Raw genomic sequence first — 20052 nt, forward strand, 5'->3', positions numbered from 1 at the left:
TAACAATCAGCTCCACAGGATTCGCTCGCTCTCCTGTGAGCCCGGGCGTTGGGCGGCCTTGAAAGACTATCGAAGGGTAATACAGCATTAATGGAGATCTAAACCGTGGCAAATGCCGAATTTGAAGATAGAGACTTACTTATCAACGAGATTGAACGTAATCTGTGGGAAACATGGGCAAACTGGGGTCGAGGGCCTGGCTGTGTCCTCCATGACGAGAGCGATGTTCTCTGGTTCGAAACTCCCCTACCAATCATTCCCTATAATGGCGTACTCAGATTCAGTGTCAGCAACGACTCCGAGCATCAGGTCAACGCCATCATAAACCGCTTTCAAGATCGTCGTGTTCCCTTCATTTGGGTGCTCCATCCTTCCTCGCAGCCCTCTGATCTGTCGCACCGATTAGTTGATCGCGGCCTAAAGGATGTTGAGCCAATCTATGGTATGGCGAGAAGCCTGGCTTCCTTACCTGACCTTCCGGCGTTGCCTTCCAACATCCAGGTTCGGAAAGTCGAGGATGAGCACGATGCAAATGCATTGATCCAATTCGCTTCCTGGCGCTGGAGTATTCCAGAAGAACACCAACCGGCGTATTCCAAGATTGTTTCCCAAGGGTTCCGCTTCGGAATGCCAGAGGCTAAGGCGCATATGTGGCAAGCGTGGCGCGAAGATCAGCCAATTGCGAAAGTCGCGCTATATCTCGGCTCCCGTTCAGTGGGGATCTATGCCGTCGCAACTCGCTCAGAAGCTCGCCGCCTCGGTCTCGCAAGTTTTCTGACTGTCACGGCTCTTCATTATGCGCGTGATGCCGGTTATCACTTGGCCGTTCTACATTCCACTCCGATGGCTCAAAGGCTATACAAGTCCTTAGGGTTCAATTCAATTGCGGAGTTTCGTCTCTTCGCTTCAGACGATGTTCATATATAAAGGGTGGCCGCCCAACACCGCGTGCAGCAGACAAGTGGGATTCGCCCCCTAAAAGGAGTGATTCTGTGGTCGAACCTTTTCCTTCAAAGCAGCTTCGTCTTTTCCCACCCACTTGCGGCTAACGCAAACCGATATATCCCTTAACAGCTTAACAGAAATAGGAGCAAGAGATGAATGAACGAAAGAAAGTTGTCCTGGTAGGGTGGAATCCAGATGTGGTTGACTACAAAAAATGGCCAGGACTGACTGCTGAGAAGTTACGTGCAGCATTAGAAGGAGATCGAGATAAACTTAATTCGCTTGGATATAGTGCTGAACTACTCTACATAAATCACGCAGATACGGCTTTCGAAACAACGAGTAAGGCACTGACAGAAACAGCATATGATTGTGTTCTTATTGGAGCAGGAGTCAGAACTGTAGACGAACACTTCCTTGTTTTTGAACAACTGATCAACGCTGTCCATCAGTCTGCTCCTTCTGCCAAGATTTGTTTTAACACCAATCCCGGCGACACTGCTGAAGCTGTGAAACGCTGGATATAACAAGACCTTTCAGCGGACGCAGTTGCTAACGCGCCTGCTCCACAAAAGGCTGGCGTTATACGCTTTTGTTAAAATTAATTTGGCAAAATCGTAATGCTTGTGATAATGCTAAAATATAAACAATTGCATATATACTGCTAATTGGTAGGATAAGAACAGAAATATCCGCCATCGGTGTCCTCAATATTAAACAAATAGAATCAAAACTTTATACAATAAGGCGTTGAAAAATGGATATTAAAGAACTTTACAAAAGACCAAATATCGAACAAGACAAAAAATTGAAGAATAAGTATGTTTTTTTCAATAAACTGATTAATGAATTAAAGAAAAAAGAAATACCTTCAGCGATAGTTACTTCAGTTAACCAAGATATTGAAGGGATTAACTCATTTTCCGGTTCGAATAAAGACTTATTGAAACAATTGAGAAAAGCGGAGTCCAGCATATTGAAATTGATTGAGCAAGAACTTAAGCTCGTAACGATAAATCATTACCGTAATCGGTTAATGGCTTTAGGCATTGCATTTGGCGTTTCTTTAGGAGTAGCGTTTGGAGCTAGTTCAGGAAATATGGCGTTTATAGGAATCGGAATACCTATAGGAATGGTTATTGGTCTTGCTGTTGGAACTGCAATGGATAATAAAGCTAATGAAGATGGCAATCAGCTTGACGTAGAAACTGAACGCTAAACGAGAAAAAATAAACCGTATAAGACGCAGTTTATTCAAATCGTTAGAATTTATATTTTTGGTTATTATCGCGTATAACAAATCGTTCAAGCCGACCCCGTCAAAGGCGGGTCGCCTTAACTCTTGTCGTTAGATTAAACCTGTCTATCTTGTCCAACTACTAAAATTGACAGCTCTACCCCAAAAACAATCCCTTGCAAAAACCCCGGTAAACCGGTAATCTGTATCGAACAACCGTTAACTACAACCGATGGAGAATCGCATGGCAGACGATGAGCAAGCGACATTCGAATGGCAGGTAAATATCGTATGCGGAAAATAATTGCAGCCTTAAATATGACAATTGACGGGGTTTGCGACCATACTGCCGGAATACCCGATGCCGAATTACATCAACATTATACAAACCTGTTAGATCAGGGAGATACAATTCTGTATGGCAGGACGACGTATCAACTGATGGAATATTGGCGAACCGTGCTGGAACATCCTTCTGAAGAACAAGCAATGAATGACTTTGCAAGGGCTATAGACAGGATTCCGAAAATCGTTTTCTCCCGCACGCTTAATACGGTAGACTGGGAAAGCGCAACCCTGGCAACACGTGACTTAAAGGATGAAGTGTTGGCACTCAAGCAATCCCGCAATGGCGGGAGTAAGCCCATTTTTGTCGGTAGTCGCAGTTTGATTATTCAGCTGATAAAACTAAATTTGATTGATGAATGCCAGCTTTGCATTCATCCGGTTGTTGCAGGTAAGGGGTTGCCTTTATTTGAAGATATTAACGACCGGATTCTTTTTAAACTCGTTAAGCATAAAACCTTTAACAGCGGCGCGGTAATCCTGTATTATCAACCGAAGTAGGAGAACACCATGGCAGACGATGGGCAAGCGACATTCGAATGGAAAGCACCTCAATTTCATTTTCAGGTGAATTGGGGCGGTGTGCTCATGTCGTTTCAGGAAGTAACCGGGCTGGACAGCGACACCGATCCAATAAAATACCGTTCCGGCAATAGTGATGCTATTTCATTAGCCGAAATGCCCGGATTAAAGAAATCTGGCAATATCATCCTGAAAAGAGGTACTGTGGCAAGCGATACCGCATTCCGGGAATGGTTTAACCAGATTCAACTGAATGAGATCAAGCGCGTGCCGGTTACTATCCGCCTGATGGACGAAACCGGTGCAGCAACAACAACCTGGACAGTAACCAATGCCTATCCGCTAAAGATTTCCGGCACTACTTTAGACGACGGTAGTGGCAATGCTGCTATTGAATCTATCGAAGTTGCTAACGATGGGTTTACGATAGGGTAATGCCGGGAGATTCCTGCGCAGTTCGAAGAATTGACATCCGCCTTTGTCACCCGTTCGAAGAGTTGACATCCCGCTTTTTCCTCCTTTGAAGAGTTGACATCCCCCTCAGTCCCCTTCGAAGGGGAGGTTTTAGAATCTTTCCCGTTCGAAGAGTTGACATCCGCCTTTGTCACCCGTTCGAAGAGTTGACATCCCGCTTTGTCCTCCTTCGAAGAGTTGACATCCCCCTCAGTCCCCCTTCGAAGGGGGAAGTTTTAAAGGTTCGCCCTTTGTAGGGGAATAATGACTGTGCTGTACTTTACCTGCCTGTTCAACACCGCCGTGTGTCCAATGTTACAACATTGTTAAAGTTACAGTTTGAACATATCGATAATTATTCTCGACAATTCTAAGCAATACGGCATCCTCGATGCTGTTACAACAATTCGGTTGAACAAATTATTTTCGGAAAGTGCGGGGTATGGTAAAGACCTTTATTCTCAATCAATTGCATAGTATCCACGGTAAGGTGATGTTGGCGGTTACAACTGTTATGGTTCTGGTATTGGCTGCAAATGTCGTTATTTCGAACTATGCCATCCAGAAATATGAAGCATATACCGCTTCGCTCACCAATAAGCTCCTTACAGAAACGTATGAAAAAGAGCTGATGAGCACAACCCAAACGGCGGTTTCTATTGTAAAGGCGGTGTATCAACGCACCGATCTGAATTCGGCTGAAAAGCTGGCGTTAACCCGTTCGCTGTTACATCCGGTTCGTTTTGGCAAGGAAGGTTATTTTTTTGGTTATGAGTTGAACACCGGTGTAAACCTTATCCATGGCTCCAAACCGGAGTTAAACGGGAAAAATCTCTGGGATGCAAAGGATGCCAATCAGGAATATTTTATTCAGGCGTTAAACAAAAATTCGCAAAAAGATGGCGTGTTTACCAAGTATTTTTATCCCAAAATAAATAGCGGTGCGAATGAATCTTATCCGAAACTGGCGACATCCTATCTGATACCTGAAGCCAATATGTGGATCGGAACCGGTGCCTATATAGATGATATCGAAACCAACCAGGCCAAATTTTCAACGGAAATTCACGATATGATCGGCGGTTACAAAGCAACCGCGCTGCAGTTTTTTATCATCTTGTCAATTGTCAGTTTGATCAGTATTTCGTTTGTCGTAAAAAAAATCACCCGACCGATCAAAACCGTTACTGCCATTGCAAAAAGTATCTCGTTGGGCGATCTCGATCACCGGATTTCTTCTACCCGGAAAGATGAGGTGGGGCAGTTGTTACAGTCCTTCCAGCTAATGGGTGATTATTTACAGTCGATGGCAAACACCGCAGAAAAGCTGTCCACCTTTGATTTAACGGCAGATGTCCACCTTCAATCTGAAAAGGATCGATTGGGATTGGCTTTCACGCAAATGGTGGACAGTTTGAAACACCAGGTAAAAGAAATATCGGAAATGGTTCGCGTGCTAAATGCTGCCGCAAACCAGGTTTCTGCATCTTCCACAGTAGCCAGTCAGGCGACGTCACAAATCAGCGCGGCAATCCAGCAACTTTCCATTGGGGCAAGTGAACAATCCAATGCAACGGTTCAGGCAAACAGTTCTGTTCTGGAAATGAAACGAACCATCGATGGCGTTGCCGAAGGCGTTAACAAGCAATCTGAGGCGGTGGCAAAGACGGCAAATTTTAGCAATCAAATGGCGTACGAAATAAAGCAGGTTGCCAAAAGTGTTAAAGTGGGGATGGAGATGGCCACCAATGCGACCGGCGCCGCAAACAAAGGTGCGGAAATTGTCAATTCGACCATAAACGTGATGCAAGTGATCAAAACCAAGGTCGATAAATCGGCTGAAAAGATGTTGGAAATGAACAAAAGCTCAGAGCAGGTTGGCTCCATTATCGAAACAATTGATGATATTGCATCGCAAATTAACTTGCTCGCCCTGAATGCGGCAATCGAAGCCGCCCGCGCCGGTGAACACGGCAAAGGGTTTGCCGTTGTTGCGGACGAAGTGCGAAAGCTGGCTGAAAAATCGTCGAATGCTACCAATAAAATTGCAGCCCACCTCAATGCCATTAAAAGCAATGTGGTTTCGGCAATTTCATCGATGGAAGAAGGATTGGCAGAAATCCAGAACGGTGTTGAACATTCAAACCAGGCCGGCAATGCCATCCAGACCATTATTCATGCGGTTAAAAATGTAAATGCGCAGGTTAACGGCATTTCAAATGCTTCGATAAAAATGAGCGAATCTTCCAATGATATGATTTCGGCAATGCATCTGGTATCGGATATTGTCGATCAAAACAGCGCTGCTGCGGAAGAAATGGCTGCCAGCTCTGTTCAAATCTCTCAGGTTATCGGTAATATCGCACATGTCAGTGAGGAAATCAGTTCCGCCATTGCTGATGTCGGCAAAGCCACAGAACAAATGGATCAGCAGGTGAGCGCGGCGAGCACTTCTTCGCAATCGCTGGGCGAGATTGCCGTGGCGTTATCAAATATTATCAATCAATTTAAACTGTTGGACAAGCCGGCAGTTGGTCGTGACGAACGAGTCCCCACAGTTGAGATATCTGCGCCATACACGGTTCAGGTTTAATGTGATTGATTGATATTAAGCTGTCACGAAAATGCGGGACGCATATATGCGTTCCGCAACAGAAATGATGGTTAACATCCTGCCCAACAGCCACACGCTTTGTCAATCCTGCTCGGCGGCGAGGGCGCTCCTTTGGGGCAGGAATCTCCCGAAAGCCAGCATCGTTTTATTCCCGTCCCGGAATTCCATCAGAAACAAAACCACAACCCTCGCGTAAGCAACATTCAGGAATCCACCGTTTACAGCGTTTTACGTCCTGATGTGCATTTGGCAATTCCCCAACAAATCAAACAGCAGTGTAATGTCCATCTCAATAAACAGAAAGCAATATGAATGAAAATTATCCCGATCATCGCAATAGCCGTTACCGGGTTCTGGATTAATGCGGTTTATTCACAGGCGTTGACAGACACAAATTCTGCGATTATTCAGCACACGATTCATTCTGATATTCTGCAACGGGACCAGCATATCCAAATATATCTTCCCGATGCGTATGTTAGCGCATCGCGCCGTTTCCCGGTGCTGTATATCCTCGATGGCCAGTTTTATTTTTATTATGGCGTTGCTTTTCAGCAAACATCGGAATGGCAGAGCAAATCGCCGGAATTTATTGTGGTTGGTATCTCTACGAGCGATAAACAGCTTCGCGAACTGGATTTCGATATCGACCAGCGGCGCCAAAATTATCGCGAATTTCTGGAAAAAGAGCTAATCACATTTGTCGATAGAACCTACCGGACGATGGATGACCGCATGATTTTCGGTTGGCAGTCTGCCGGGTATCTGGTGATCGAAACATTATTCCAGCGACCTGATTTGTTTACCGCATATTTTGTCGCCAGCGGTGCCGTTGCCGATTCGGCTGACTTCGAGCAATTTGCCAAGCGCGGACTGGCATCCGAAAGATTTCTTTACTATACCCTCAGCTCCAGCGAAACCTGGGCGTTGGGTGCGTTTAACGATATCACCAAAAAGCTGGACGAAAAAGCGCCCGAATTTTTGCGCTGGAAAAACGAAATGCTGCCGGAGGAAGATCACTGGTCGACGCCATATCGCACCATTTACCGGGGGATAACCGAATACTATCGCCCGTTTCAACCGCTGCAATTCGATAGTCTTGAGGCTTTTGAACTTGCCGGTGGGTTGGATCAGTTGGTCAGCCATTACCAACAAAGAAGGGAGCGGTATGGCGTATCTCCGGCAATCCATCCCTCAACCATTTTCAACCTGTTAATGCTTTCAATGCGGGCTGATGATTACACGTCGTTCCATTTTTTTATGAACCACTTTACGGGTGAAGTTCCCGGGCTTTATCCGGCTCGCTGGCATCATCGATACGGCGCGTTTTATTTACAACACGATCAGCCGCAACAGGCGTTGGTTGTATATCAAAAGGCAATTGAACGGATGCCCGGGGAAGCGCAATTATATGCGGGAATGGCGGAAGTTTTCCTGAAGCTCGGAGATAAAAAGCAGGCAGCTGTGGCGTATCAAAAAGCAGCAGAAATTGCCAAAGCAATGGACGATCCCGAATGGATGGAATACAGTAAAAAACAATAGTGGCACTACCTGGTTGATTGCGCAATACTTTTTCCAAATCGAGAAATAAAAAATTATAAAATGAATTTCATTTAATGGGTTGGTATCTTGTTGTTGTTTGTTATCGATAAACCCAAATGGAACGAAAATTATGCCGAAATCCGCGAAACCTTCTCCGGGCGTGTTGCTCCGCAAACCGTTTGAAGATGAAATCAACCGTTGTAAAAATGCCATTACCACCAACCCGAATGACCCTACTTTTTACGCATATCTGGCACATGCGTATATTGTGTTGTGGTGTTATGGTTTTATTCCGCATGCAGAAGCGCTTCCTCCAGCTACTGAAGCGGTTGAAAAAGCGTTGGCAATTGATCCGGAATGCGGTATGGCGCATACCGTTTTGGGGCTGATCCGGGAGTCGCACTGGCAATGGGACGCTATTGAAAGCGAGCTGAAACTGGGCATCCAGTTCGCGCCGGACGATGCGCTGGCACATAACTGGTATGCCAATTATCTGTATGCCAACAGCCGTTTTGCAGAAGCTTATATAATGGCGGAAACAGCCGTAACGCTGTCATCGGACCCCGGATTGAAGATCGGTTTGGGCGCCATCAGCTATTTTACGCAGGATTTTGAACGATTGAAGCGGGAAATGCTGGCGGTGATTGCGGATCATCCCGATTATGCCCCGGCGTATGACTGGCTGGGAATGGCATATATCCAGCTTCAGGAATTTGATAAATCCATAGAAGCATACGAAACGGCTGCAAAACTTTCCGGCAGATTGGCGGAGATATTGGGCGGGTTGGGTCATGCCTATGGCATCGCCGGAAGGGAAATCGACGCCCGGAACATCCTGAACGAAATGAAGGAATATGCCGAAAGCGTGCATGTGCCGCCGGTGCAAATCGCTTTTGTTTACGCCGGTTTGGGGGATGATAACAACACTATCGCGATGCTGGAACGCGCCTTTGCCGAGAAATCGTGGGAACTGATTTTTATACGAACAGAACCGTGGTTTGAACATTTGCACGATGATTCCCGGTTTCAACGGATTGTTGAGCGAATGCAATTCCTGCCGTTGGGCTAATTCAATAGCACCGGGTTTAAGCCCGGTGCTATTGAATTTCGGTAATTAATGTGCGTTCGGGCAGCCGCAGCCGGGCAGTGTGATGCCTTCGCCGGGTTGCCAGATCATCGCGTCGGAGGTGTTGGGATTTTCCCAATAAAACGGCATCCGCTTGAAGTTGCCGGTCACCGTTTCGTTCATCGAATCTGCATCAAATAACCGACCGTTGACCATCACATATTTCACAAATTCAGTGTTGCGGATGTTTTCCAGCGGGTTTTTGTCCAGCACCACCAGATCGGCCAGTTTGCCGGTTTCCAGCGAACCGATATCGTGATCCATCCCGATGTAATGCGCTCCGTTCAGCGTTCCGGCGCGGAGCACTTCCAACGGCGTCATGCCGCCCTGGGCAAACATCCACAATTCCCAATGGGCACCCAATCCCTGCAATTGTCCGTGTGCACCAAGATTCACCTTCACACCGAGGTCGGTCAGCGCTTTGCAAATTTTTGCATGTTCCACATGTCCATATTCGTCATCCGGGGAGATATCCCGGCGGCGGCTGCGCGAATCAACAATCGCCCGGGGCGTAAAGTTCAGCAGGCGCGATTTTTCCCAAACGTTGGTGTGGTGATACCAGTAGCGCTCACCGGACTGCGTGCCGTAGCTGACCACCAATGTTGGCGTGTATCCGGTTTCGCTGTTCGACCATAATTTCAGCACATCGTCATACACCGGCGCGATGGGAATATTGTGTTCGATGCCGCTGTGCCCGTCCAGAATCATGCTCATGTTGTGGAAAAAGAACGAGCCGCCTTCCGGCACCACATTCATTTCCAGTTCGCGAGCTGCCTGAATCACCTGCTGGCGCTGTTCTCGGCGTGGCTGGTTGTAGCTTTTTACGGAGAATGCGCCGACCGCTTTCATCCGGCGCAAATGCGAACGGGCATCGTCCAGACTGTTGATCACTGCCTTGAAATCGCCTTCCGCACCGTAAAGAATCGTCCCGGTGGAGTAAACCCGCGGTCCAACCATTTTCCCGGCTTTCACCAGTTCCGATTGGGAAAAGACCACTTCGGTGGTTGCCGAAGGATCGTGGGTTGTGGTTACGCCATACGCCAAATTCGCGAAATACGGCCAATGCTGCTGAGTTGTGAGATCGTTCGAAAAGTGCCCGACGTGGGCATGCACATCCACTAAACCGGGGATAATCGTTTTGCCGGACGCATCAACTGTTTTGGCATCCGACGGAATATTGACAGATGCGCCGATTGCCGTGATGCGATTGCCATCGATAAGTATCGTGCCGTTTTCGATCACTTCATCACCCTTCATGGTGATGATGCGGGCGCCGGTGAGCGCCACTTTCCCGGCAGGCACATCCGTTGCCACAAACACATCCAGCGCAATGCCGGTGGTGTCGATTGCCGGAAGGCTGTCCGGTGCGCCGGGAACAAAGGCAAAGGTTTCCTGCAAATCACGGGTGAAATATTCCGGTCCGGTTACCCAGTGCAGCGATTTGCTATCGCCCGACCAGTGCAAATTGGTGCCCGCGTCGCGGGTCACTTTTTTCACGGGAATGGCGCTGCTCTTGCTGCTCAAATCGATCGCGCCGCCGGTTTTGGGGAAGGGCGTGATATACACATTATACAATTCCTGAAAGGCAACCCATTGTTCGTCCGGGCTGATGGCAACTTCTGTTGCATATTTCGAGGTGAAGTGGTCGCGTTCATTTTCACCGAATAAGTCCACACTTTTCAACGATTTACTGCCGCCATCGCGAAACAGGAAAATACGGTCGCTGGCGCGATTGAAACGGGGATATTCGCCGCGTTCCGTCACAAAGTTGCCCACCTGATTGGCAACGTCTGCGGCAATCCAATAGATGCCCGGTTTTACGGCGTAAGTATAGCCGCGCACCGAGTTGCCGCCCGCTCTGCGATACGCGATCATCGTGCCATCCGGCGAAAACGCCGGTGTGTAATAATGCCCTTTGCGCCGGGTGAGCTTTTCGGATTTGCCGCCGCGCAACTGCACCTTGCGAATGGCACCCATCGCAGTATCGTTCCAGGTCACGTAAACCACCGATTTGCCATCCGGCGAAAACGCCGGGAAAAACTCGAACCAGCCGCTGTCGCCGGTGAGACGCTCGATTTTACCGTTCGGCAATTGCTTTTTCCACAACTGCCCGACAGCGTTAAACACCACCCATTTTCCGTCCGGCGAGGTGGTGGCATGGCGAATCATTTTGGACTGGAATTCCGCCGGGGCAACGTCCTGTTTGAAGCGAACGGCTGTGGCAATCGATTGTTTGGATTCCACTTCGAAGGGGATTTCCATGAGTTGTTTGGTGGCAACATCAATTCGCCAGATTTTCCCTTTTGCCCAAAACACGATCGATTTGCCATCGGGCGTCCAGTCGAAATTGGGATACACGCCGAAGATCGCCCAGGTTTCCTGCTGATCGCGATTGAGACCGTCGAACAACGGGCGCATTTCGCCGGTGCGCAAATCGTAAGTGAACAGCACGGATTTGGCGCGAACCCGCCGCACAAATGCCAGATGATTCCCGTCCGGTGAAATTTGGGGACGCGCTGCGCCGCCCTGCACCGAAATCAAATTGTCCAGTTCGCCGGTTTGCAAATCCAGCCGGCGGATCACATAAATTTGTCCGTTGGGATCTTTGTTGTATTGGAAGGTGCTGCCGCCGCTCATGTCCTCGCTGTAATACACGTATCGTCCGTCCGGGCTGATGCACGGCTCTCCGGCGTCCTGCTGGTCGTTTTTGCGTTTGGTGAGCTGCAAGCCTTTGCCGCCGCTGCGGTGATACATCCACATTTCCCCGGCACCGAGCGAACGTCCGCTGGTGAAGTGCTTCCGGGCAACCAGATATTCGCCGTCGGGTGTCCACACGGCGTTGTTGAGCAACCGGAAATCTTCGTCGGTCACCTGTTTGCGGTCTGAACCGTCGTGGTTCATCGTCCAGATGTTGTCGCCGCCACCTGCATCGCTGGTAAAGCTGATTTTTCTGCCGTCCGGGCTGAAGCGCGGCTGCACTTCGTAAGGCAATCCGCCGGCCAACAGCGTTGCTTTTCCGCCGCTCATCGGCATGATGTAAATATCACCGAGCAGGTCAAATACAATTGCCTGTCCGTCCGGACTGACATCGAGATTCATCCACGTGCCTTCTGTCAGAGTGAACGAAACCGTGTCCGCCGGTCCGTATTGGTGGTCCACTTTCCAGTGTTTGAAATCCGGTCCGGTGTTGCTGCTGTCTTTTTCCTGCGCGAACAGCAGTCCGGCCGATACAATTATTGCAAACAATGTGCGCATTGTTTTTTGCATTGGTCCTCCGTAAATGTCATTTTTTGCACCAAAACATACAGAAAAATTGCCGGATTGCAAAACGGTTTCACATCACTTGTTTTCGAAATAGGTGGGGAGTAAGGATTTTTTGATTGAATTGAGAATGTGTGGTGCTTTCAAAAAATTTGAGAGCACCACAGATGGGTAAGTTTTCTATCGCACAAACTCAAAATTGGGATCGCCGTAATAGATGTATGCCAGAAAGGTCGGGTCGCCGTTTTCTGTAAAATTCTTACGGGTTTCGCGGAGCAGATCGGCAACGTTTACCGGACCGTCTTTCAATTTGTCATCGAGAATTTCGTAAAATCTGACCGCGAAATCCGCAGCGCTGGCATCGCCGAGCGGCCACAATCCGCCGATGTATCCGCTGGCGCCGGTTTCCAGAACGGCTGGCGCCCAGCCATCCACAAAATTGGCTACGTTATGCGATTGCCCGACATCGCAGGCGTTGAAAAAGAAAAACGGGTTGTTACGCGGGGAGCCGGAGGCAATGCCGCGCCAGGTCAGCAGATCGAGTTTGGCATCTTCCAGCAAAATAACATACTCCGGAATATTCTCGAAGCTTTGTTGCACTTCACCGTGACCGGCAAAATGAATAATACCCGACGGAAAATTACCGAACAATTCCTGCAGCGGATCAAATTTGCCGGAAACCTGCCGGAATCCGTTGATTGATTGAAGCGCGGCAATTTCTTTCTGTTGACTGGGAAGCGCCATCCGGCCCTCATATCGCGGTGAAATGAGCACCAATTCGTTCATTCTGTTGCGCTGCGGCGGACGGGACAGCACGTTAAAATTGCCGCTGATGTGCCATCGGGCGATGCGGAATCGCGTACCCAAAAAATCCGGTTTATCGAATCCGTTCATCGCTTCGGTGGTGTGCATCAACTCCCAGGGAATTCCGGGATTGTTGGTGTAAATCTGGATCGATTTGAATTTGTCGCCGCGTTTTTGCAGCAATTCGCGGATGGCACTTTTCAACTCTGCTGGTGCCAGTTCTTTATACAATTGTTTTCCGAAAGCCTGCAACCGCAGCACCCGTTGGGCTGGTTTTTCGTTGCTGACAGTGCCGGTTGGCGCGTTGATGGGCACCGCGCCACGGGTGATGGTCATCGTTTGTTTTTGCAGCCAATCCGAGCTGCGCGGGGTGATGACAAATTCTCCGGAATACGGCTGCAAATACGGCGAGTTGATCTGCAACTCATATCGCCCGGCGTTTTCGGCTTCAAAATCTTTGAGAATCCAGACAGTCAGATCAGGTGTCTGGTAATCTTTCGCCAGACTGATGCTGGGCACCTGGGTAATTGTTTCGCTGCCGCCGTTGATTTCGGGAAGATCGCCCCGGAGATTCGGCTCTGAACGAATGCCCGGACGGGCACCCGGTACACTTTCGATTTCTTCGTTGGCGCTGGCAAACAGCTCATTTTCCAGCCCGGAAACCAGAATCCTCCGGGAAATTTTTGCCAGAAAAGTGCCTTCGTGCCATAGCGTTGCATAAATGGTGCTCTGCGAGGGCGCACAGTCCGCCCCCGGCACCCGTATTTTATAGATTGCCTCGCTGGAATTTCCCTCACGCGGCAGCGTAATTTGGGCAATATTTTTGCCGTCGAGCACCTCAAATTGCGGCGCTGCGATAATCACATCGATTTGCCATTTATCGCGATCGGGCAGCCGCATCACCAGTTCGCCCCGGGAGGTCGATTGTCCGGCGAGAATCTCCACTTCCGGCGTCAGCAAATCGGTGGTCAGCGAAATTTTTACATCAAAAGTGGAAGCGGGTGTCACTGTTTCTGGCGCTTTTAGGGTCGGGTAGCGAATGACATCGATGACCATTTCTCTGGGGGGGAGTGAATTTTCGGCTGATAAAACTGGCGATCTGTCATCAAACTGGTTTGGACGATCCGGAAGACCTTCCAATGATTTGGGTTTTTGATAAAACACAATTTGAGAATCCCTCAGCCGCGCTATCTCGTTGTTTGCTGCGAGAACATCCGGGTGGTTTTCGCCAAGAAAACGGGTCATCTGCGGCAAGACATATTGGTATATTTCCAACGCGTTGCCGGTATAATTGCGCCGTTCGTAGGCTTTGGCGAGAACGATCAAATCGTTGCAGGCTTCCAAAATTTCCTGCTGATTGTCGCTGTTGCTTTCCTCAAAAACATCGATGGCGCGTTTTAGCAACGCACTGATTTTATCGTAATTATCGACATCATTGCCATTGTATGCGCCGGCCAAATCCCGAAAATCCCGCCCGATAACCGGTAACGCCGGATGACCGCTGCCGGCTTTTTCAATCACAATTTTATAGGCGCGGTTGAACAATGCTTCGGCATATGTCAATTCGTTCATCGATTCAGCCGATTTGCCGAGCAGCCGGTAATCGCTGGCAAAATCCGCGAGTTCCGGGTTGTCTGCACCCAATTGCACGGCCATTATCCGGAAATTATTGTCAAACTGGGCTTCCGCATCGCGCAGCAAATTGTTTTTCTGATACAGCTTGCCAAGATCGCGAAAATCCATAGCCAAAATAATTCGGTCCGGATGAATTTTGTCGATGGTATCATCCCATATTTCTTCGGCTCTGTGAAGATGACTTTCGGCGTCGCGGAGCTTCTCTTTGGTCATTTCCACCCGGGCGAGCACCCGGTAATCCTCGCCGAATCCGGCAATATATGCATCATTTTTGCCCAACGAATTGGTGATATATTTGTAAGATATTTCCAGCGTCGTTTCGGATTGATCGAAATTGAATTCCGCCAAAAACTGTTTGGAAACGTCCCGCAGATTTTCGGCAGAACGCAGCACTTCCGGATCATCAGTGCTGAGCAGTTGGCTGAACTGGGTCAACGTTTTTTGATACAAACTCGATGCGTCGGATAATTCCCCGCGTTTGGAATAGAGCAGCGCCAACGCCCGTAAATCACGGCTCAAATAGGTTAAATCGTAAGTCCTGTAACCGATTGCGAGTGAAATAATCCGATACGATTGCTCATACAATTGCTGCGCACGCGGCAATTTTCCCCGCGATTCGTAGAGAACTGCCAGATTCCGCAAATCCTCAGCCAGCGGGCGCATATCCGGATGATATTGTTTCCGGGTGACCAAAATGCTGCGATATGCATGCTGATACAGCGAATCTGCCGCACCAAATTCACCCAACCGGCTTTTGAGCAAACCGAGTTTCCGTTGGGTTTCGGCAATCAGTAGGTGATTTTTGGGAAGCAGTTTTTCGCGAATCCGCAACGCATTTTCCAGATTTGGCAATGCCGCAGCGTATTCACGCAAATTGAATTGGAATTCGGCGATGTTTTGGTAAGTTGTGGCGACTTCCAGATGATTTTCACCGAAAACATCGGTATAGAGCTGCAACGCAACTGTAGAGGAATCGATGGCCGTTTGGTATCGCTTGTTTTGATAGAGCTTCAATACTTCCAGATCCAGATGCCGCGCTTTTTCCAGTTTTGTGGATTTTGTTTCATCGTCCAATACCGGACGCTGAGCAACAAGAGGTTGTATCAATAAAAGCAGAATTGTCAATAATAACAACGGTTTATGTCGGCTAAACCGGGATGCTGATTGCCTCACGCAATGCATACAAATCTCCCATATTTGGTATATTTGTAAGATAAATCCCACACATGAATATGCGATCAATCTACATCACAAATTTGTTTTATGCCAAAAATTTTGTGGTAGGCAAAAAAAAGGGAGCATTAATGCTCCCTTTTGTAAATAAAACAGCGGAAATCAGTGAATATTTTCAGAAATAACCGCGCCGGCAACTAACGGCGCAATGGCAACCCACGGTTGATCGTAATTGCCGAATGGCGGCAAATTGCGGCGGCTCGGGGTGCGCAAATGGTATTCGGTGATCGCGGCATATTTTCCCGGCGAACGGCCGTGGAACAATTTGTAGCTGATCACCCGTCCGGTGCGGTCTTTCTCAACCGAAACCACAATCCCGATGTGGTGAATTTCTTTACGATTTTTCAGGTCGTGTTCGGTAAACTTGTCGAACTTTTTACCGCGATTGCCATAAAACATCACCATTCCGGGACGGATAAGGTGCGACATCCGCAGCGGATCGCTCACCAAAATCAGCGAGCCGCGCTCGTGATACCACAGCGCCAAATCGCGGGAACTGCGGTATTTTTTGGGTGACGGAAAATCCTGGTGCTCGCAGGTTTTTTGCATTTCCCGCAAAAACCGGTGGAAAATGCCGGAACAATCCGTGAGTTCGCGGCTGTTGTAATATATTTTTTGCGCCTGAATCCGTTGGGCAATTTGCTGAACGGAACGCGCCGCAACTGCCGGACTGCCGTGAAAACTGCACCCGTAAACGTCCAATTTAGCGGGATTTACATATTTTTTTACCAGACGTTTGTCCGTCGATTGGGATGGTCTGTTTTCCTCTTTTGTGTGGGTGGTTTTCCGGGTGGTTCCGGAGCCATCGCGGGATGCACTCCCGGTGTAGCTGCTGCGGTAAGTGGATGAACAACTGAACAGAAAAACCGGCAGAAACACGAACAGCAACCATCTGTTTCGTGCGCTCACCAAATCCCTTTTAAACATTCGCTTATCCATAAGTGTCTCCCTTTTTCTTTGCGTTAACGGTTTTTGTTTGCCCCTCACCGTTAATCTGCCTTGCATCTGTTATTGTATTCGGCAACAACAGTGCCAACCTGATATTTGTATTTTTATTGAAACGTTTGGACGATAATTGTCAGGGTCAAAATTGGGATATTGATTGACGTAAGCACCGGAAATTTATATCTTTGGCATGTTATCGCTGCATTGCCGGAATAACCGGCTTCAAATGACTCCGTGAATCAGCAAATATCCAAATAAAATTTGAACAGAAACCAATGATTGTTAATGTGGGGCGAACATGTTAAAAAAAATTGACCTCAACCGAAAGCTGGAAAAATCGGTTTACAAAGAAAAAATGGATGAACTGGAAATCCATTTGGGACAACTGCAACGCCAAATTCTGGAATATAAAATTCCGGTAATTATTTTGTTCGAAGGTTGGGAAGCGGCGGGCAAAGGGACGCTCATTAACCGACTGATTTTACGGCTGGACCCGCGCCAATTTAGTGTTTTTACTGCACGAGAGCCCAATGAGGAAGAAGCTTTTCGCCCGTTTTTGTGGCGATTTTGGAAACGAACGCCGGCAGACGGACGGATGTCGATTCTCGACCGGAGCTGGTATCGCCGGGTGTCGCAGGATCGCGTGAACGGTCGATTTCCGAAATCCGAATGGGAGCACACGTTTCGCGAGATCAATTTTTTCGAACGCCAGCTAACCAGCGACGGTGCAATTATCATCAAATTTTTTCTGCATATTTCCCAAAAAGAGCAGAAAAAACGCTTCAAAAAATTGCAGAAAGATCCCGCGATGGTTTGGCGAATCACCGACGAAGACTGGATCAGCCATCGCCAATACGATGAGTATCTCGCGGCATATGAGGACATGCTGGCGGAAACCGACACCGCCGTTGCGCCATGGCACATCGTCGAATCGCATGATGTGCGTTTTGCAACCCTCAAAATATTTCAGATCGTTTGCCAGAAATTGGAAAATGGACTGAACATCGCCAAAAAAGCAGCGCAGGCAACGGAAGCTGTTCCGGTTGAAGCGGCGGGCACGGATGTGGAATTGCGCACCTCCATTCTCGCCGGTGTCGATCTCGATAAATCGCTGGATCGCAAAGATTACGAAAAAGAGCTGGATAAATATCAGGAACGCATTCGCGAACTGGAGCACACGCTGTATCAAAAACGCATTCCGGTGGTCATCGTTTACGAAGGGTGGGATGCCGCCGGAAAAGGCGGCAACATCAAACGGCTGACCCAATTGATGGACCCGCGCGGTTACGATGTGATCCCGATTGCTGCACCCAACGATATCGAACGCAAACACCATTATTTATGGCGATTTTGGAAGGAATTTCCCAAAGCCGGACATTTTGCCATTTTTGACCGCAGCTGGTACGGGCGGGTAATGGTTGAACGTGTGGAAGGATTTTGCAGCGAAGCGGAGTGGAAACGCGCTTACCGCGAAATTAACGAAATGGAGGCGCAGTTGACCAATTTTGGCACGGTGATCGTCAAATTTTGGCTGCACATCGACAAAGAAACCCAGCTACGCCGCTTCAAATTGCGCGAAGCAACGCCCCACAAACGCTACAAAATTACCGACGAAGATTGGCGAAATCGCGAAAAATGGGATTTGTACGAAGCCGCAGTGGACGAAATGCTGTTCCGAACCAGCAGCACTTACGCACCGTGGACGATCATCGAATCCAACTGCAAACTGTATGCACGGGTTAAAGCGCTGAAGACGGTTGTCGATGCTATTGAACAGCGATTAAAATCCGAAAAGAAAAAATCTTGATCCAATCGACGAAATAAGCGCAATATTAACAATGAGTTATGTATGTTGAAAATTGAATTTCGCATCGCAGAAAAACTGAATCTGGATCGATTGTTGAGCGAATCCGGTCTGCCGTTTTCTTTAGAAAAAGAGAGCACTGCCAATGGCCGGGTGCGTTATTTTGATACATTTGACTGGCGATTGTTTGCCAAACAACTGGCACTCGCAAAAAACGGCCGGAAATGGGAACTGCACAATTTATCTCAAAATGAAGTTATCGCGGCAGAAACCCTGACCGGTTCACCGAAATTTTCTGAAGATTTTCCCGATGGCGATTTGCGCCGGAAAATTGCGCCGTTGCTGGAGATGCGTGCGTTGCAACTGCGCGGTGATGTGCACATCGAAACGTCATCGTTCAGGGTGCTGGATTCGATGGAAAAAACAATTGCCAGGTTGAGTATAAACAGGCTGTTAACGAATACAGAATCAAAACCGGTTTATCATTTAACGATGGTCGGTTTGCGCGGTTACGACGAAGCGTTCAACCAGCTTTCGAACGCTGTTGCGGATCATCCGGCAATCGAAACGAGCAACAGCGCTTTTGAAGCAATTATGGCTGCCGCCGGTCAGCAACCCGGTGAGTACAGCGGCAAATTGCAGCTCAATTTGCGGCAGGAAATGACTGCGCTGGATGCTGCGCGGGAAATTTTCGGGCAATTGCTGGATATCATCCGGCAAAATGAGCAGGGCACAAATGACGATCTGGACAGCGAATTTTTGCACGATTTCCGGGTGGCGATTCGCCGGACACGATCCGGATTGAGCCAGATTCGCGGCATTTTTCCGCCGGACGATGTTGAGAAATTCAAAAATGCTTTTGCCGATTTGCAACGCCAAACCAACGATTTACGTGATTTGGATGTTTATCTGATGGATGCGCCAACGTATCGCCAATTGCTCCCGGAGCAGCTTCGTCCGGCAATTGAACCGGTGTTCGCACATTTGCAATCGGAGCGAAAAAAAGCGTTGCGGAAAGTCCGTCGGGCGCTGAACAGCAGCGAATATGTGGAATTGCTGAACGATTGGCAAAAATATCTGAAATATGCCCAACCGGAAGTGGCACCGAACGCGGTTATGCCGGCTGTTGAATTGGCAAAACAGCGGATTTACAAACGCTACCGCCGGGTGATAAAAGACGGCAAAGCCATCGGCACAGATTCGCCGGACGAGCAATTGCACACGCTGCGCATTGATTGCAAAAAATTGCGCTATCTGCTGGAATTTTTCGAAAGCCTGTTTCCGGCAGGCGAGGTGAAACAGTTGATTAAACAGCTCAAAAAATTACAGGATAACCTTGGAAAATTCAACGACTTAAGTGTGCAGATCGATACGCTGTACGATTGGCTGAATTTGTTCTCCAAAAAAGGAAGCGGCGTGCAAACCGTTGCGGCAATCGGCAGTTTGATCGGCACATTGAGCGAACGCAAACGGCAAATGCGGGCAGCATTTCACGATACATTTGCGCAATTTTCGTCGCAGGAAATTCGTTCGCAGTTTAAATCTTTGTTTGCGGAATAATTTGGGGAAAGCGGGCGCTTTCCCGG

General features: G+C 48.4%; 14 protein-coding genes. 11 read left to right on the plus strand and 3 right to left on the minus strand.

The features are described from left to right. The first annotated feature begins 105 nt into the window (after positions 1-105). From H6629_20095 to H6629_20135, 9 genes are all read left to right on the plus strand, one after another. Entirely contained in the window at positions 106-927 is an 822-nt protein-coding gene (locus H6629_20095; protein MCB9070083.1) for a GNAT family N-acetyltransferase, read from the plus strand. 170 nt (positions 928-1097) lie between these two features. Next, complete coding sequence (locus H6629_20100; GenBank protein MCB9070084.1) at positions 1098-1472, plus strand: hypothetical protein; 375 nt, start codon at positions 1098-1100, stop codon at positions 1470-1472. A 230-nt stretch (positions 1473-1702) separates the two neighbouring features. Continuing rightward, positions 1703-2164 carry a hypothetical protein gene (locus tag H6629_20105; GenBank protein MCB9070085.1) on the plus strand — a complete coding sequence of 154 codons (462 nt, stop codon included), beginning with the start codon at positions 1703-1705 and terminating at the stop codon, positions 2162-2164. A 309-nt stretch (positions 2165-2473) separates the two neighbouring features. Next, positions 2474-3028, plus strand: coding sequence for a dihydrofolate reductase family protein (locus H6629_20110; protein MCB9070086.1), 555 nt, complete (start codon positions 2474-2476; stop codon positions 3026-3028). 9 nt (positions 3029-3037) lie between these two features. Then, entirely contained in the window at positions 3038-3484 is a 447-nt protein-coding gene (locus H6629_20115) for a phage tail protein (protein MCB9070087.1), read from the plus strand. Between the two features lie 460 nt (positions 3485-3944). Beyond that, a complete protein-coding gene (locus tag H6629_20120) occupies positions 3945-6095 on the plus strand; it encodes a cache domain-containing protein (GenBank protein ID MCB9070088.1) in 2151 nt (716 codons plus the stop codon). Between the two features lie 99 nt (positions 6096-6194). Next, positions 6195-6428 (plus strand): hypothetical protein, encoded by a 234-nt coding sequence (locus H6629_20125; GenBank protein MCB9070089.1) that lies wholly within the window; start codon positions 6195-6197, stop codon positions 6426-6428. Continuing rightward, positions 6429-7658, plus strand: coding sequence for a hypothetical protein (locus H6629_20130; GenBank protein ID MCB9070090.1), 1230 nt, complete (start codon positions 6429-6431; stop codon positions 7656-7658). A gap of 130 nt (positions 7659-7788) precedes the next feature. Further along, a complete protein-coding gene (locus H6629_20135) occupies positions 7789-8727 on the plus strand; it encodes a tetratricopeptide repeat protein (protein ID MCB9070091.1) in 939 nt (312 codons plus the stop codon). A 45-nt stretch (positions 8728-8772) separates the two neighbouring features. Here the strand turns inward: H6629_20135 and H6629_20140 are convergent, their stop codons facing one another. The 3 genes from H6629_20140 to H6629_20150 form a co-directional block, all read right to left on the minus strand. Continuing rightward, the gene (locus H6629_20140; protein ID MCB9070092.1) at positions 8773-12051 is read right to left on the minus strand and encodes a PD40 domain-containing protein; all 3279 of its coding nucleotides are present in this window, start codon (positions 12049-12051) and stop codon (positions 8773-8775) included. Between the two features lie 174 nt (positions 12052-12225). After that, positions 12226-15558: a tetratricopeptide repeat protein gene (locus tag H6629_20145; protein ID MCB9070093.1), complete on the minus strand. Its 3333-nt coding sequence runs from the start codon at positions 15556-15558 to the stop codon at positions 12226-12228. A gap of 261 nt (positions 15559-15819) precedes the next feature. Then, on the minus strand, positions 15820-16656 hold the full coding sequence (locus H6629_20150; GenBank protein MCB9070094.1) for a hypothetical protein: 837 nt from the start codon (positions 16654-16656) through the stop codon (positions 15820-15822). A 304-nt stretch (positions 16657-16960) separates the two neighbouring features. On the opposite strand from H6629_20150, the gene H6629_20155 reads away from it, so the two are divergent. Together H6629_20155 and H6629_20160 are read left to right on the plus strand one after the other, a co-directional pair. Next, complete coding sequence (locus H6629_20155) at positions 16961-18469, plus strand: phosphate--AMP phosphotransferase (GenBank protein ID MCB9070095.1); 1509 nt, start codon at positions 16961-16963, stop codon at positions 18467-18469. A 42-nt stretch (positions 18470-18511) separates the two neighbouring features. Beyond that, positions 18512-20026, plus strand: a complete 1515-nt coding sequence (locus H6629_20160) for a CHAD domain-containing protein (protein ID MCB9070096.1) — start codon at positions 18512-18514, stop codon at positions 20024-20026. The last annotated feature ends 26 nt before the right edge of the window (positions 20027-20052 follow it).

This window comes from Calditrichia bacterium, assembly GCA_020634975.1.
Lineage (GTDB): Bacteria > Calditrichota > Calditrichia > RBG-13-44-9 > J075 > JACKAQ01.

Coding starts and splice junctions, on each gene's coding strand:
- H6629_20100 (MCB9070084.1), top strand. CDS start 1,098: ATGAATGAACGAAAGAAAGTTGTCCTGGTAGGGTGGAATCCAGATGTG.
- H6629_20140 (MCB9070092.1), bottom strand. CDS start 12,051: ATGCAAAAAACAATGCGCACATTGTTTGCAATAATTGTATCGGCCGGA.
- H6629_20110 (MCB9070086.1), top strand. CDS start 2,474: ATGCGGAAAATAATTGCAGCCTTAAATATGACAATTGACGGGGTTTGC.
- H6629_20130 (MCB9070090.1), top strand. CDS start 6,429: ATGAAAATTATCCCGATCATCGCAATAGCCGTTACCGGGTTCTGGATT.
- H6629_20160 (MCB9070096.1), top strand. CDS start 18,512: ATGTTGAAAATTGAATTTCGCATCGCAGAAAAACTGAATCTGGATCGA.
- H6629_20115 (MCB9070087.1), top strand. CDS start 3,038: ATGGCAGACGATGGGCAAGCGACATTCGAATGGAAAGCACCTCAATTT.
- H6629_20105 (MCB9070085.1), top strand. CDS start 1,703: ATGGATATTAAAGAACTTTACAAAAGACCAAATATCGAACAAGACAAA.
- H6629_20120 (MCB9070088.1), top strand. CDS start 3,945: ATGGTAAAGACCTTTATTCTCAATCAATTGCATAGTATCCACGGTAAG.
- H6629_20150 (MCB9070094.1), bottom strand. CDS start 16,656: ATGGATAAGCGAATGTTTAAAAGGGATTTGGTGAGCGCACGAAACAGA.
- H6629_20155 (MCB9070095.1), top strand. CDS start 16,961: ATGTTAAAAAAAATTGACCTCAACCGAAAGCTGGAAAAATCGGTTTAC.
- H6629_20135 (MCB9070091.1), top strand. CDS start 7,789: ATGCCGAAATCCGCGAAACCTTCTCCGGGCGTGTTGCTCCGCAAACCG.